Genomic DNA, 14,775 nt, shown 5'->3' on the forward strand with positions numbered 1-14,775 from the left:
GCCGCCGACCCTAACCGGTCGCGGGAGCGCCTACCCGAGCGGGACGAGCGAGACCGCGACCAGCGGCCGGTCCCCCGGCCCGATCTCGCCGACCGGGGCGAGGGCGGGCCCGAGCGTGGTGACCAGGCCGCCCTGGACGCCCGCCTGCGGGGCCGGCAGGACGCGCAGCTCGCAGACCCGCTGCAGCACGGCGGTCGGCCGACCGCGGTCCACGCAGCGCCCCTCCGTCTCGAGCTCGACCCGCTCGCCGGTCGGTCCGACGACGCGCAGGAAGGCCGTCAGCATCCCGTTCACCTCGAAGCTCGCCACACAGCTGACCAGCAGCCCGACCCGTCGACCGCTCCCCGACGGCACGACGCCGGTGCGCCCGCGCGTCGTCACCCGGTGCAGCGCGGTCTCGTGGGGGGAGCCGAAGCAGCGCGACGACGGCGGGTCGGCGATCCGGCGCCCGCGGGCGAGGACGTACGCCGCCCGGGCGCCCAGCGCGTCGCCGGCGACCGTCCCGGAGACCGGCGCGGACGCCGGGGCCGGGCGCGGCTCGACGTCGGCCCGCGTCTCGACGTACGCCGTCCACAGCGAGCCGGCGGGCTGCAGCGGCGTGCCGACCGGGTTGAGGATCGTGTTGGTCGCGAGCGCGCCGCGGACGACGCCGGTGCGGCGGTCGCGCAGCACGCTCAGCCGGCAGGCGAGGTGGGCGTTGCCCGGCTGGGCCAGCGCCGGCGCGACGGCGCACCAGCCCTTGGCCTCCACCCGCCCGGCGGTGGGCAGGCGCAGCCGTGCGTACGCCGAGCCGCCGGCGCTCTGCTCGGCTGGCACCGACATCGGGTCGGGCAGCTGCACGCACAGGTAGCCGGTGCCGACCCGTCGGCGGGTCTCGTCGACGACGCGGCCGTCCTGCTCGCTCGTGGCGACGCTGAACAGGCGGGCGTCGAGCTCCATGGGGACGAACCCGCCGCGGGTGCCGGCGTGCTCCCGGCAGGCCGCGCTGTCCGCCGGTCGGGGCGTGCGGTCGACCTCGAGGGTGCGGAACGCGAACGAGCGGCCGACGACGTCACCGGACCCCACCGACTGCGGGTCCGCCGAGACCGGAGGGGCGAGCGCGCTCGTGGGCAGCAGGGCGAGGAGCAGGGACAGCAGGGCCGGAACGACGAGGCGTCGACGTGTGACCATGGCCACACAACGAGCGGGACCCGCCCTCGGTTACCGCCGGCCGGCCCGCAAACGACGAACGACCCGCCCGGAGGTCCGGACGGGTCGTGCGTGGAGTGCTGGGTGCTGCGTGCCCTCAGCGGGTCTCGCGGTGCGCCTGGTGGGTGCGGCAGCGGGGGCAGAACTTCGCCAGCTCGAGCCGGTCGGGGTCGTTGCGGCGGTTCTTCTTCGTGATGTAGTTGCGCTCCTTGCACTCGACACAGGCGAGCGTGATCTTGGGGCGAACGTCGGAGCTCTTGGAGGCCACGGGAAGTCCTTCTGGGTCGGGGTGCTGCAGTGCTGCGCGGTGCTGAACTGCGGATCAGCGGTGGTTCTGAGTAGCGGGGGCGGGACTCGAACCCGCGACACCACGATTATGAGCCGTGTGCTCTAACCACCTGAGCTACCCCGCCACCGGGACAGGGCTGCGTCGACCAGATTACCCGGCCGACGCAATCCCGCTTCCCAGAGCCCCTTTACGGAATCGAACCGTAGACCTTCTCCTTACCATGGAGACGCTCTGCCGACTGAGCTAAAGGGGCAACGACGGAGAACCATACAGACGACGTCGGGCACCACAAAATCGGGCGTCAGGCGGGGTTCGGAGCGTCGATCCGGGCGAACGGAACGGCCTGCTCCAGCTCCAGCGCGAGCTCCAGGAGGAGCGTCTCGCGACCCGCTCCGGCGCCCAGCATCATCCCCTGCGGCAGCCCCTCCGCGGTGGTCGCGAGCGGCAGGGAGACGGCCGGCTCGCCGGTGACGTTCTGCCACGGCGTGAAGGCGACCCAGTCGAGGATCCGGGCCATCGCCTGGTCGTAGCCCGGGGTCGGGTCGAGGTGCCCGACCAGCGGGGTGGTCGTGGCCAGCGTCGGGCTCAGCACGACGTCGTACCGCTCGTGGAAGTCGGCACCGAGCGCCGCCGTCCGGCGCAGCCGCCGGACCGCGCCGGGCAGCCGGTGCAGGTTGCGGGTCGCGAGCCGGTCGAGCCCGCGGGTGAGCGGGTCGCACCGCTCGACGTCCCAGCTGCGGCCGTGTGTGAGGCGGCCGGTGCGGACGATCGCGGTGGCGAGGGTGCCCCAGTAGAGCAGGAAGTCGTCCGCGAACGACGGGGGCGCAGGCGACGCCGCCTCCTCGACGGTGTGGCCGAGCCCCGCGAGCAGGTCGGCGGTACGCCGCGTGAGCGCCGCGACCTCGGGGCCGGCCGTGCGGCCGGCGTTCTCGGTGACGACCGCGACGCGCAGGCGGCGCCGCCCGGGGCGGGTGACGTCGCCGACCGGCGGCAGGTGCAGCGCCCGGTAGACGCGCTCGGCCTCGCGCAGGAAGGCGGCGGTGTCCCGCACCGAGCGGGTGACGACGCCGTCGGCGACGATCCGCAGCGGCATCGAGCGGTGCATCGCGTCCTGCGCGAGCCGGCCGCGGGTCGGCTTGAGGCCGACGAGCCCGCAGGCGGCGGCGGGGATGCGGATCGAGCCGCCGCCGTCGTTCGCGTGGGCGATCGGCACCGCGCCGGCGGCGACGAGCGCGGCGGAGCCGGCCGACGAGGCGCCGGCGGTGTGGTCGGTCGACCAGGGGTTGCGCACCGGCCCCTGGCGGGGGTGCTCGGCGGCCGGGGAGAAGCCGAACTCCGAGAGCCGGGTCTTGCCGAGCGGCACCAGCCCCGTGGCGAGGTACATCCGCGCCAGGTCCCCGTCGCGGCGCGCCGGGCGGGACACGAAGGCGTCGGCGCCGTGCTGGGTGGGCATCCCGGCGACGTCGACGTTGTCCTTGACGAGGGTGGGGACACCGGCGAACCAGCCGCCGCGGGGGTGGCGGCCCTCGGCGCGCGCCCGGTCGAAGGCGCGGTGCGCGACGGCCCCGAGTGCCGGGTCGACCGCCTCGACCCGGGCGATCGCGGCGTCGACCACCTCGCGGGTGCCGACCGCCCCCGAGCGCAGGGCGCCGACCAGCCCCACGGCGTCGTGGTCGGCGAGGGCGTCGTCGCGGAAGGCGTGGAGCCGGGTCACGGGCGTCAACCTCCCACACCGGCGCACCTGCGGGCAGGGCTACAGCAGGACCGCCAGGAGCAGTGGCAGGAGCAGGCTCGTCGCGAGCGCCGTCAGGCCCATGGAGAGCCCAGCGAAGGCACCCTCGGTCTCGTCCTCGGCCAACGCGCGGGAGGCCCCGATGCCGTGGGAGACGCCCCCCAGGGCGAGGCCGCGCGCCCGGCGGTCGGTGACCCGGGCGAGGGTCAGCACGGCCGGCCCCGCGACCGCTCCCAGGATGCCGACGCAGATCGCCAGAGCGGCGGTCAGCGACGGGATGCCGCCGGCGGTCTCCGACAGCTGGATCGAGACCGGTGTCGTGGCGGCCTTCGGGCTGAGCGTGCGCACGAGCTCCTCCCCCGCGCCGGTCCACCGCGCCAGCAGCACCACCGAGCAGACCGAGACGACGACGCCCAGCGGCACCGCGACCAGCATCGGGACCACGAAGCCCTTCAGCCGCGCCGCCTGCCGGTGCAGCGGCACGGCGAGCGCGACGGTCGCCGCGCCGAGCCAGAACGACAGCACCTGCACGCCGTCGGCGTACGTCGTCGCGTCGACGTCCAGCGCGAGGATCGTGCCGCCGGTCAGGACGATCGCGACCAGCACCGGCTGGGCCAGGGCGTGCCCGCGGCTGGCGTCGCGCACCGACAGGCCGACCCGGTAGCTCACCAGCGTCAGCGCCATCAGGAAGACCGGCGACTCGACCACGTCCCTCACGCCGCACGCTCCCCGCGCTCGAGCAGCCGGGTCGTCCAGCCGATCACGACGATGCCCAGCACCCACGAGCCGGCGACGGCGACCACGATCGGCACCGCGTCGTCGCGGATCGCGCCGAGGTAGGCGACCACCCCGACGCCTGCCGGCACGAACAGCAGCTGCAGGTGGCGCAGCAAGCCGTCGGCGGCCCGCACGGCGGGGTCCCGGTCGGTGTCGTGGCCGCGCCGGCGGCGTACCTCCAGGGCGAGGAGCAGCACCACCATCCCGACGACCGGGCCGGGCAGGGGCGCATCGGTCAGGTGGACCAGTACCTCCCCGACGAGCTGGCACACGACCAGCCAGGTGAGTCCGACGACGAGTCCTCCAGGCACCTGCGCATCCTGCCGGTCAGGTGCCCCGGCGGTGACATCCGACCAGGTGCGGGTCGAAGATCCCGATCGCCTCCATGAGCGCGTGCATGGTCGTGGGGCCGACGAAGACGAACCCGCGCCGCTTGAGCTCCTTCGACATCGCCACCGACCCCGGCGAGGTCGTGGCGACCTCCTCGGTGGTCGCCGGCGCGGGCGGCTCGTCGGGCGCGAAGGACAGCAGCAGCGCCTCCAGGCCCTCCTGCTCGCGGAGGGCGACGGTCGCCCGCGCGTTGGCGATCGCTGCGTCGATCTTCAAGCGGTTGCGCACGATGCCGGCGTCGGCCATCAACCGGGCGCGGTCGGCGTCGTCGTACGCCGCCACGGTGTCGGCGTCGAAGCCCGCGAAGGCCGCGCGGAACGCCTCGCGCTTGCGCAGGATCGTCGCCCACGACAGGCCGGACTGGAACGCCTCGAGGGTCAGCCGCTCGAGGCACGCCGCCTCGCCGCTGACCCGGCGGCCCCACTCGACGTCGTGGTAGTCGCGCATCAGCCCGGGCCCGCCCGCCCACGGGCAGCGCGGGACGCCGTCCTCGCCGACCACCGGCCCGGTCATCCGCGGGCCCGCAGCCGGGCGTTGGGCAGCGGCGGCGCCGGGATCGGCGCGAGCGGCTGGCCGGGCACGACGCCGAACCGACCGGGCCGGACGTCCGCGCCGGTCGGCACCACCCGCTCGAGGGCCGCGGGCCGCTCGGGCAGCCCGCCGGCGCCGTCGGGATGCCTCCGGGGGTGGGGCTCGGGGTCGCTGAGGTCGTCCTCGCCGGCCACCACCTGGGCCTGCCACGCCTCCCGGGCGGCGACGACCTCCTCGTGGGTCGAGCCGAGGAAGTTCCACCACATGACGACCTGCTCGCCGAACGGCGGTCCGCCGATGAGCAGCAGGCGGACGCGCTCCTCGCCGGCGACGAGGACGAGCCGGTCGCGGCCCGGCGCGACGTACCCGAGCTCGTCCCTCGCCAGCCGTTGCTCGCCGTCGGCCTCCTCGAGGGCGACCGCTCCGGCGTCGACCAGCACGCCGTGCTCGAAGGCCGGGTCGACCTCGAGCTCCACGCGGGCGCCGGGCTCGAGCAGCAGCTCGGCGCCCAGCAGCGGGGTGTGCGTCGCGACCGGCGAGGTGACCCCGAGCAGCGACCCGAGGAAGACCCGCGCCTCGAGCCCGTCGCGGACCAGCGGGTCCGGGGCGTGGTGCACGAAGCCGGGGTCGACGTCGCGGGAGCCGGACGGCAGCGCGACCCACAGCTGGGCACCGTGCAGCACCGTCGTCGTGGCCGGCGAGACCTCGGAGTGGCTGATGCCGCGGCCGGCCGTCATCAGGTTGAGCTCGCCGGGTCGGACCGGCGCGACGTTGCCGGCACTGTCGCGGTGCTCGATCTCACCGGTGAACAACCAGCTGACGGTCTGCAGCCCGATGTGCGGGTGCGGTGCGACCACCATGCCGCCGGTCTCCGCCACGTCGTCGGGACCGTAGTGGTCCAGGAAGCACCACGCGCCGATCAGGGTGCGCGCCCGCTGCGGCAACGTCCGGCGCACGGTCATCGCGCGTGGTCCGCCGAGCGGCACCTCGCGCGGGGTCAGCACCTCGAGGTCGGTCATCCCGCCATTGTGGCGCGGGCCGCCGACAGCGGGCGACGGCTCAGAGCCGCCGACCGGCCCAGGACCAGGCGTAGTCGGGGTCCTCGCACGCCAGGCCGCCCTCGCCGAGCTCGAGCGGCGCGAAGGTGTCGACCATGACCGCGGACTCCTCGAACCGCTCGACGCCGAGCGAGGCCTCGATCGTGGACGGCTGGGGGCCGTGGGCGTGCCCGCCCGGGTGGAGGGAGATCGAGCCCAGCCCGATGCCCGAGCCCTTGCGCGCCTCGTAGTCCCCGGCGACGTAGAACATCACCTCGTCGCTGTCGACGTTGGAGTGGTAGTACGGCACCGGCACGGCCAGCGGGTGGTAGTCGACCTTGCGCGGCAGGAAGTTGCACACCACGAACCGGGGCCCCTCGAAGACCTGGTGGACCGGCGGCGGCTGGTGGACCTTGCCGGTGATCGGCATGAAGTCCTCGATGTTGAACGTGTAGGGGTAGAGGCAGCCGTCCCACCCGACCACGTCGAAGGGGTGCATGTCGTGGACGAGCCGGGTGCCGACGACCCCGGCGGAGGTGCGGTGCTTGACGAGCACCTCGACGTCGGTGCCGTCGACGAGCAGCGGCTCGGTGGGTCCGTGCAGGTCGCGCTCGCAGTACGGCGCGTGCTCGAGCAGCTGCCCGTAGCGCGAGAGGTAGCGCTTGGGCGGCGCGACGTGGCCGTTCGCCTCGACGCAGTAGAGGCGGCTCGGCTCGGCCGGAACCCACCGGTGGGTCGTCGCGCGCGGCAGCAGGACGTAGTCGCCGGCGCGGTAGGGCACCACGCCGAAGACGGTCTCCACCACGCCGCTGCCCGCCTCGACGAAGACGCACTCGTCGCCGACCGCGTCGCGGTAGTACGCCGACGGCTCCGTGCCGGTCACGACGTAGGAGATCCGGACGTCGGCGTTGCCGAGCACGAGCCGCCGGTCGACGACCGCGTCGGAGCCTGTCCGGAGGTCGTGGAGCCGCAGGTGCCGCGGTGCGAGGGGGTGGTTGGGCGCGGTCCGCTGGTCCGCGGGCTCCCAGACCTCCGACGCGACGATCGCGGACGGTACGCCGCGGTGGTAGAGCAGCGAGGAGTCCGAGCTGAACCCCTCCTCGCCCATCAGCTCCTCGAACCGCAGCCGGCCCTCGGGGTCGCGGTGCTGGGTGTGACGGGTGCGGGGGACGTCCCCCACCGAGCGGTAGTACGCCATCGCCGCCTCCGTACGTGCGTCTCAGGTCTCCGATAGCCGGACGCTGTCGTCCGCTATGCAGGCCGAGGCTATCGTGGCGCTCGTGACCAGGGAACACTTCTGGACCGGGCTCGTCGACGACGCGGCCACCTTCCCGCCCGGGGACGCCGACCTCGCCTCGGCCGTCCAGGCGTACGCCGCGCGGTCGGGCGACGAGGCGGCGCTGGTCGGCGCGTTCGTGGTCCGCGACACCGACCTGCCCGCTCTGCCCGCCGGCTTCGCCGGACCGGTGTCGGTGGTGGTGACCGGCGGCGCCGGCCAGCTCGCCGGCCCGGCCGCGCTGTGCGCCAAGCGGGGCCTGTCGCTCGCCGGGCTCGACGTGGCCCTGCGCGACCTGGACGACCTGGCCGGCAACGCACGACGGGTGGTGGCGGCCGTCGACGCGGCCCGCGCCGAGGGCGTCCTCGGAGAGGAGGCGCCGGTCCACGTCGAGCTGCCGCAGTCGGAGGCGACGTACGCATGGCTGGCGGCGGCGGACGAGGTCGCGGCCGCCGAGCTCCGGATCAAGCTCCGCACCGGCGGCGTCGAGCCGCACCAGCACCCGGCCGCTCCGCTCCTCGCGTCGTGGATCGACGCCGCGCTGGACCGCGAGACGCCGTTCCGCTGCACCGCCGGGCTGCACCGCGCCCGCCGCCACACCGCCGACGACGGCGCCGAGCGGCACGGCTTCGTCAACGTCCTCGCCGCCACCAGGCGCGCCTTCGACGGCGCGAGCGCCGAGGAGGTCGTCGCGACACTCGAGGACCGCGCCCTCGAGGCCGACCCCACCGAGCTCGCCGGCGCCCGTCGGTGGTTCACGTCGTTCGGCTCCTGCAGCATCGACGAGCCGATGGCCGACATCCGCGCACTCGGGGTACATGGCCCGTCGTGAGCACCGGATTCGACCTCGACCACCTTCCCTACGGCGTCTTCTCCGTCGCCGGCGACCGGCGGCGCGTCGGCGTGCGGCACGGCGACGCGGTCCTCGACCTCGCCGCCGCAACCGGGCGCCCCGAGCTGGCGACGCCGTCGCTGAACGCGTTCATGGCGCTCGGCCCCGAGGTGTGGCGCCAGACCCGCGAGGAGGCTCGCGCGCTGCTCGAGGGCGGCGCGGAGACGATCCCGCTGGCCGAGGTCGAGCTGCACCTGCCGTTCGAGGTCGCCGACTACGTCGACTTCTACGCCTCCGAGCACCATGCCACGAACGTCGGCCGGATCCTGCGCCCGGACTCCGCGCCGCTCCTCCCGAACTGGAAGCACCTGCCCGTCGGCTACCACGGCCGGGCCGGCACGGTGGTCCCCAGCGGCACGCCGGTCGTCCGGCCGACCGGCCAGCGGCCCGGCCCGGACGGGCCGACCTGGGGGCCGACCCGTCGGCTCGACGTCGAGGCCGAGCTCGGCTTCGTGGTGGGCGCACCGTCCTCGATCGGCGACCCGGTGCCGTACTCAGCCTTCGCGGAGCACGTCTTCGGCGTCGTCGGCCTCAACGACTGGTCCGCGCGCGACGTGCAGGCCTGGGAGTACGCCCCGCTCGGGCCGTTCCTCGGCAAGTCGTTCTCGACGTCGATCTCGCACTGGGTCACCCCGGTCGCGGCCCTCGACGCCGCGTGGTGCGACCTGCCGCCGCAGGACCCCGAGCCGCTGCCCTACCTCGGCCCCGGCCAGGTCCGCGGGCTCGACATCGAGGTCGAGGTCGAGCTCGACGGCGAGGTCGTCAGCCGGCCGCCGTACCGCACGACGTACTGGTCCCCCGCGCAGATGCTCGCCCACCTCACCTCCAACGGCGCGTCCGTGCGGACCGGCGACCTCTTCGCGTCCGGCACGATCAGCGGCCCCGAGCCGGACCAGCGCGGGTCGTTCCTCGAGCTGTGGGAGGCCGAGCGGTTCCTCGAGGACGGCTCGGAGGTCGTCCTGCGCTACTCCGCACCCGGCGTCGACGGCGGCCGGATCACCCTCGGCGACGTGCGTGGACGGGTCGAGCCCGCTCGTGCCGCGCTGGTCTAGGTTGCCGGCATGGGCCTGCTCACCCCGCTCGCCGTGCGGATCGGCGCGCTCTCGTGGATGCCCAAGCTGCTCCCCCAGGTCGTCTGGGTCGACAAGCGGCTGCAGTCGGCCAGCCGCGGCCGGGTCAGCATCCTCGACATCGCGGGGCTGCCGAACCTCGCCCTGACCGTGCCCGGCCGCAAGTCCGGCGTCCCCCGCAGCACGCCGCTGCTGTGCGTCCCGCACGACGGCGGCTGGCTCGTCGCAGGCTCCTACTTCGGGGACCCGAAGATGCCGATGTGGGTGCGCAACCTGCGCGCCACCGATCCGGAGGGCGACGCGGTCACCGCGGCCATGGGCGGCCGCGCGCACACCGTCCACTGGCGCGAGCTGGAGGGCGAGGACCGCTCGGCGGCCTGGCAGGTCATGCTCCGCGCCTGGCCGAACTACGCGACGTACGAGGAGCGCACCGACCGGACCATCCCGGTGTTCCACCTGCGTCCGGCCGCGTAGCCGCGGCCCTCGTAACCTCGGTCCCCGTGGCCCACCCCGTCCAGCTCGGACAGCACCCCGACCCCACCCACACGATCGCCCACCTGAGCGACCCGCACCTGCTCGCCGACGGCGCGCGGCAGTACGGCGTGGTCGACCCCGAGGCCGGCCTCCGGACGGCGCTCGACCGGCTGACCCGGTTGCCGCACACCCCCGACGCGCTCGTCTTCACCGGCGACCTGGCCGACGTCGCCGAGCCGGCGGCGTACGTCCGGCTCCGCGAGCTCGTCGAGCCGGCCGCCGAGGCGATGGGCGCGCAGGTCGTGTGGGTGATGGGCAACCACGACGACCGCTCGGCGTACTCCCGCCTGCTCTTCGACGAGGAGTCCGACGCCCCGCAGGACCGGACGTACGACGTGCGCGGGCTGCGCGTGGTCGCGCTCGACACCAGCGTCCCCGGCTACCACCACGGCGAGATCAGCGACGACCAGCTGCACTGGCTGGCGGGCGTCCTGGCCGAGCCGGCCCCGCACGGCACGCTGCTCGCGCTGCACCACCCGCCGATCCCGGTGCCGATGCTCCGCGCGGCCGAGACCATCGAGCTGGCCGACCAGCACCGGCTCGCCGAGACCGTCGCCGGCACCGACGTCCGGTCGATCCTCGGCGGCCACTTCCACTTCTCGACCTACTCCACCTTCGCCGGCATCCCGGTCTCGGTGGCCTCGGCCAGCTGCTACACCTCCGACCCCGCGCCGCTGGACCGGTTCGTCTCCGGCGTCGACGGTCACCAGGCGATGACGATGGTCCACGTGTACGACGACCGCGTCGTCCAGACCGTCGTCCCGCTCGCCGATGCCCCGGAGGTCAGCGGGGTGCAGTCAACCGTGACCGCACAGCTCGAGGCGCTCACCGGCGAGGAGCGCCGCGAGCTGCTCAGCCGCAAGGACTCCGCGTTCAACCGCGGCGAGCTCGCCGACGAGCTCGGCAGCTGGTAGCCGAGCCCGCCGCCGGGCCCTGGTCACGCCGTGGTCAGGTCCCCGGTCAGGGCGTGGTCGGGGCGACGTAGTCCGTGGAGTCGCCGGTGATCACGACGTAGAACCGCTTGCGGCTGGTGGTCGTGGTGACCGAGCCGTCGCTGTTGCGGGGGCTGACGACGAACGAGGTGTTGTTCTGGGCCGCGGCCGGCGCGCAGTTGGTGGGGATGCCGGTGGCGCCGGTGAAGCTGCACAGGCTGGCGCTGATCTCGCCGGAGAACTCCGGGTTCGCGTCCGCGCCGGGGGCCCGGCCGCTGGTGACGGCGTCGCCGTTCTGGTCGACGGTGTTCTGCAGCGCGACCGTGGCGATGATGCCGTTGTCGGAGAGGTCCTCGTTCGCGTCGAGGTAGACGTTGCCGTTGGCGCGCAGCGAGTTGTCGGGGCTCCCGGCCGGCGCCGTGTTGGCGAGGGTGGGGTACGCCGTCACGACCTCGAAGCCGCCCGACTGCGCGACGATCGCACCGCTGGCGTCGACGAGCAGCCAGCGGCCCGCGCCGTCGGCACCCGCAGGACCGGCGGGACCGGCCGGACCGGGCTCGCCGGCGGGCAGCTGCCCGCCCTTGAAGTCCTTCGCCTTCAGCGAGCCGTCGGTGATCTTCGCGCTGCCGATCGAGTCGCGCGCGATGTCCTGGCCGGTGAGCGAGCCGTTGCGGACGTCCGCGCCGGTGATGGTCATCGCGGCGTACGACGTGCCGCTGGTCGCGACGACCAGGGCCGCGACCGAGATGTAGAAGGAGGGAGTGGGTCGACGCATGAGGGAGCACCTTCTCGTGAGGCAGGCCACACCGGCCCGCCGGATACCTGACCTTCGGAACCGCGGGCGCGCCGGATTGGCCGGCGCGCCCGGTCCGTTGGCGGGATCGGCGCTCGAGGCCGCCTCAGACGTCGGCCGGGACCGTCGGTTGCAGCACTGCCTCCACGAGCGCGCCGGCGCGCAACGACGCCCCGGCCTGGTAGTCGGGGTCCGCCACCATCTCGCTGAAGCTCCGCCTGGTCGGGTAGCGCACGAGCAGCACCGCGTCCCAGCTCTGGCCAGGCTCCGCGACCAGCGGACTGTCGCCGGTGCCGTAGTAGAGCACCTGGGCCCCCCGCGACTCCGCGTGCACACGGAAGTGCCGCAGGTAGTCCTCGTACTGCCCCCGGCCACCCGGGACGAACCGGAGCAGGTTGAGCATCACCACCGGCTCGTCCGGTGCTGCCTGGAGGAACGCCTTGAGGTCCTTGCCACGGGGATCGATCGCCACGCCCCCACCCTGGCGCACGGCGCCACGGTGACGGACCGGGGGTCTCGGCATCCGTCGGTGTCGGCTTCCGCGGCACGCAGCACGAGCACGGAGGGCTTCGTCGCGCCGACCGGAGTCAGCGGAACGCGCAGCCGCGGGCGATGCGGTCGATGTCCATCACGTCGCAACCCCGGCTCAACGGCCGAGCAGGCGGCTGAGGAAGCCGCCCGAGCGCTCGGCCTTCGGGTGGCCGGGGCACCACTGGCCGGCGGGCACGGACGCCTTGACCTGGGCGACGTGCTGGCCGCAGCCGGCCCAGGTCGTCTTTTGGCAGGTGCGGCAGGTCTTCGGTCGGCACATGGGTGTCGTTCTCCTTGGTGGTGGCGGTGGTGGCGGTGGTGGCGGTGGTGGTGGTGGTGGTGGTGGTGGTGGGGCGCTGGCGGTCCGTGGACCGTCAGTCGTGGGCGAAGGTGATGGTGGGCAGGATCCGCTTGAGCCAGGCCGGGGTGTACCAGGCGGCGTTGCCGGTGAGGCGGAGCAGGACCGGCAGCAGGACCAGGCGGACGAGGAACGCGTCGAGCAGGACCGCGACGCCGAGGACGACGCCCATCTCCTTGGGCGGGATGGGGCCGGACAGGGCGAAGGTGAAGAACACCGCGACCATGACGGCGCCGGCGGCGAAGATCACCCGGCCGGAGTGGGCGAGCGAGCCGACCATCGCTTCCTTCGGGTCGCCGGTGCGCTCGTAGTGTTCCTTGGCCGAGGCGAGCAGGAAGACGGTGTAGTCCATGGCGATGGCGAAGATCATCGCGAAGAAGAACACCGGCGCCCACGCGTCGAGGAAGCCCTGGGACTCGAAGCCGAGCAGGTCCGCGCCGTACCCCTCCTGGAAGACCAGCCGCGCGACGCCGAAGGCCGCGGCGGTGGACAGCAGGCTGGCCAGGGTGCCGAGCAGTGAGATCAGCGGCGCCTGGAGGGCGACGAGGAGGAGCAGGAAGCCGAGGACGAGGACGACGCCGATGACCAGCGGGGTGGACTCGTCGAGCTGGGTCTTGAGGTCGAGGTTCTCCACCGGGGCGCCGCCGACGAGGGCGGAGGCCGGGAGGTCGGCGCGGAGCCGGTCGACGGTCTCTCCGAGCTGCGGGTCGGAGGGGTCGACGGTCGGGACCGCCTGGACCATGACCAGCCCGCTGTCGTCGGCTGCGGGCATCGGCGGCAGGGCGGCGGCGATGCCGTCGTCGTTCTTGAGCACCTCGGTGGCCGCAGCGGCGTCGGCGTCGTTCATGACGAGCTGCAGGGTGCCGGGGGCGCCGTCGCCGAAGGACTCCTGGACCCGGTCGTAGCCGACCCGGGCCGAGGCGTCCTCGGGGAGCACCTTGATCGAGGGCATGGCGGTCGTGAGCCCGGCGATCGGAGCCGCGAGCGCCAGCAGCACGACCAGGGACGCCAGGCCCCAGACCAGGGGCCGCTTCCAGAGCCGCTCGCCCCAGGCGGCGAAGCGCGGGGAGCGGTGCTCGCCGGACCTCGACCACGGCAGCGCGAGCTTGTTGATGCGGTCGTCGAGCTTGAACAGCACCAGCGGCAGCAGGGTGAGGGTGGCGGCGAGGACGAAGAGGACCGAGAGCATGATCCCGCCTGCCATCGAGCGGAATGACGGCGAGGGAACCAGCATCACCGCGGACAGCGAGATCAGCACGGTCAGGCCGGAGAGCAGGACGGCCTTGCCGGCGGTGTCCATGGTCTGGGCGATCGCCCGCTGCTTGCCGGCGACGTCGGTGCGGCCGCTGCCGGCGCGCGCAGCGCGGGCGGCGCGGTAGCGGACCACCACGAACAGGGCGTAGTCGATGCCCAGGGCGAGGGCGAACATCATCGCGAAGTTCATCGCCCAGATGGAGACCGGCACGAGCTCGTTGATGAGCACCAGGGAACCGGCGGAGGCGACGAGTCCGGCGAGGGTGAGGAGCAGCGGGAGGCCGGCGGCGACGAGCGCGCCGAAGGCGAGCACCAGGATCGCCAGGGTGACCGGCCAGGACATGAGCTCGGACTTCAGCATCGCGTCGAGGTTGGCCTCGTTGAAGTCGCTCCACAGCAGCGAGGATCCGGTGGGGTTGACCTCGACGGCGTCGGTGGAAAGCTCTTGCAGCTCGGCCTTGAGGTCGGTGGCGACGCGGACCATCTCGTTGGTGTCCGCACCGGCGCCGGCGAGCACGATCGCGGTGTCGCCGTCCTGGGAAAGAGTCGCTCCCGGCGTGGGCGCGACCACCTCGGCGATGCGCGGCTCGGCCTCGAGGACGGCGGTGACCTCGGCCAGGACGTCCTTGCCCTCGCCCTCGGTGACCGGCCCTTCGGTGGAGCGGACGACGACCTGGATGGCGGAGGAGGCGTTGCCGCCGAAGTGCTCGCGGGCGAGCTCGCGGGCCTCCACGGACTCCGAGCCTTCTGCCTGCCAGCCGGCGCCGGACAGGTTGTGCTCGACCTGGGGCGCGAAGGCGCCGAGGCCGGCGATGGTCAGCAGCCAGACGACGGTGACGAGCTTGGCGTGGTCGGTGACCCACACGCCGAGGCGGCCCAGGGGCCCCAGGTCGGCGCTGGCCGGCCGGGTCGAGCCGGGCGAGGAGGGCGGACCCGCGTGGCAGGGCGCCGTCGTGTTGCTCATGATGATCCGTTTCTCGTTCGGGTGGGTTCGTTGTCTGCGTGAGTGCGGGCGGGCCGGGCGGGCGGTCGCCGGCGCCGGTCCTGCGGTGTGTCAGGTCGGGGAGGACGCTCCTATGGTTCGTCAAGCAGTTGCTGGCTGCCTCTGTTCGAGTAGCCGGTAGAGGTCTCTGGCGATGTAGCGCTTGAGGCATCGCTTGATCTCGGGCCCTGTCTTTCCTTCCGCGGTCC

The 14,775-nt window shown here is 73.9% G+C and carries 16 protein-coding genes and 2 tRNA genes; 4 read left to right on the forward strand and 14 right to left on the reverse strand.

The window, feature by feature from the left end:
• Window positions 1-30 precede the first annotated feature (30 nt).
• The 10 genes from H7344_RS13950 to H7344_RS13995 form a co-directional block, all read right to left on the reverse strand.
• Window positions 31-1,170, reverse strand: a complete 1,140-nt coding sequence (locus H7344_RS13950; RefSeq protein ID WP_186346601.1) for a hypothetical protein — start codon at window positions 1,168-1,170, stop codon at window positions 31-33.
• Between the two features lie 115 nt (window positions 1,171-1,285).
• Window positions 1,286-1,456, reverse strand: coding sequence for a 50S ribosomal protein L33 (gene rpmG, locus H7344_RS13955; protein WP_182525673.1), 171 nt, complete (start codon window positions 1,454-1,456; stop codon window positions 1,286-1,288).
• Window positions 1,457-1,527: 71 nt separating this feature from the next.
• Window positions 1,528-1,601 (reverse strand) — tRNA-Met (locus H7344_RS13960).
• Between the two features lie 56 nt (window positions 1,602-1,657).
• Window positions 1,658-1,730 (reverse strand) — tRNA-Thr (locus tag H7344_RS13965).
• Between the two features lie 48 nt (window positions 1,731-1,778).
• Window positions 1,779-3,191, reverse strand: coding sequence for an amidase (locus H7344_RS13970; protein WP_186346602.1), 1,413 nt, complete (start codon window positions 3,189-3,191; stop codon window positions 1,779-1,781).
• Window positions 3,192-3,230: 39 nt separating this feature from the next.
• Entirely contained in the window at window positions 3,231-3,926 is a 696-nt protein-coding gene (locus H7344_RS13975) for an LrgB family protein (protein ID WP_229706944.1), read from the reverse strand.
• Window positions 3,923-4,297, reverse strand: a complete 375-nt coding sequence (locus H7344_RS13980) for a CidA/LrgA family protein (protein ID WP_186346603.1) — start codon at window positions 4,295-4,297, stop codon at window positions 3,923-3,925. Before H7344_RS13980 ends, H7344_RS13975 begins: the two co-directional genes overlap by 4 nt.
• Window positions 4,298-4,313: 16 nt before the next feature.
• Entirely contained in the window at window positions 4,314-4,889 is a 576-nt protein-coding gene (locus H7344_RS13985) for a DNA-3-methyladenine glycosylase I (protein ID WP_186346604.1), read from the reverse strand.
• Entirely contained in the window at window positions 4,886-5,926 is a 1,041-nt protein-coding gene (locus H7344_RS13990; protein ID WP_186346605.1) for a pirin family protein, read from the reverse strand. Before H7344_RS13990 ends, H7344_RS13985 begins: the two co-directional genes overlap by 4 nt.
• Window positions 5,927-5,966: 40 nt before the next feature.
• Window positions 5,967-7,142, reverse strand: coding sequence for a homogentisate 1,2-dioxygenase (locus tag H7344_RS13995; protein WP_186346606.1), 1,176 nt, complete (start codon window positions 7,140-7,142; stop codon window positions 5,967-5,969).
• Between the two features lie 82 nt (window positions 7,143-7,224).
• Between H7344_RS13995 and H7344_RS14000 the strand changes: the two genes are divergently transcribed.
• The 4 genes from H7344_RS14000 to H7344_RS14015 are packed head-to-tail and all read left to right on the forward strand — an operon-like array spanning window position 7,225 to window position 10,630.
• Window positions 7,225-8,052 carry a hypothetical protein gene (locus H7344_RS14000; RefSeq protein ID WP_229706945.1) on the forward strand — a complete coding sequence of 276 codons (828 nt, stop codon included), beginning with the start codon at window positions 7,225-7,227 and terminating at the stop codon, window positions 8,050-8,052.
• The gene (locus H7344_RS14005) at window positions 8,049-9,164 is read left to right on the forward strand and encodes a fumarylacetoacetate hydrolase family protein (protein WP_186346608.1); all 1,116 of its coding nucleotides are present in this window, start codon (window positions 8,049-8,051) and stop codon (window positions 9,162-9,164) included. Before H7344_RS14000 ends, H7344_RS14005 begins: the two co-directional genes overlap by 4 nt.
• Window positions 9,165-9,173: 9 nt before the next feature.
• Window positions 9,174-9,656: a nitroreductase family deazaflavin-dependent oxidoreductase gene (locus tag H7344_RS14010; protein WP_186346609.1), complete on the forward strand. Its 483-nt coding sequence runs from the start codon at window positions 9,174-9,176 to the stop codon at window positions 9,654-9,656.
• Window positions 9,657-9,682: 26 nt separating this feature from the next.
• Window positions 9,683-10,630 (forward strand): metallophosphoesterase, encoded by a 948-nt coding sequence (locus H7344_RS14015; protein WP_186346610.1) that lies wholly within the window; start codon window positions 9,683-9,685, stop codon window positions 10,628-10,630.
• A gap of 46 nt (window positions 10,631-10,676) precedes the next feature.
• On the opposite strand, the gene H7344_RS14020 is transcribed toward H7344_RS14015, so the two are convergent.
• The 4 genes from H7344_RS14020 to H7344_RS14035 all read right to left on the reverse strand — a co-directional run bounded on the left by H7344_RS14020 (window position 10,677) and on the right by H7344_RS14035 (window position 14,548).
• A complete protein-coding gene (locus tag H7344_RS14020) occupies window positions 10,677-11,423 on the reverse strand; it encodes a hypothetical protein (protein WP_186346611.1) in 747 nt (248 codons plus the stop codon).
• A gap of 124 nt (window positions 11,424-11,547) precedes the next feature.
• Window positions 11,548-11,913, reverse strand: coding sequence for a DUF1330 domain-containing protein (locus H7344_RS14025; RefSeq protein ID WP_186346612.1), 366 nt, complete (start codon window positions 11,911-11,913; stop codon window positions 11,548-11,550).
• A 174-nt stretch (window positions 11,914-12,087) separates the two neighbouring features.
• Window positions 12,088-12,252, reverse strand: a complete 165-nt coding sequence (locus H7344_RS14030) for a hypothetical protein (protein WP_186346613.1) — start codon at window positions 12,250-12,252, stop codon at window positions 12,088-12,090.
• A gap of 94 nt (window positions 12,253-12,346) precedes the next feature.
• Window positions 12,347-14,548 (reverse strand): MMPL family transporter, encoded by a 2,202-nt coding sequence (locus tag H7344_RS14035; RefSeq protein WP_186346614.1) that lies wholly within the window; start codon window positions 14,546-14,548, stop codon window positions 12,347-12,349.
• Window positions 14,549-14,775: the final 227 nt, after the last annotated feature.

It is taken from the genome of Nocardioides deserti, from assembly GCF_014266025.1.
Classification (GTDB): domain Bacteria; phylum Actinomycetota; class Actinomycetes; order Propionibacteriales; family Nocardioidaceae; genus Nocardioides; species Nocardioides deserti.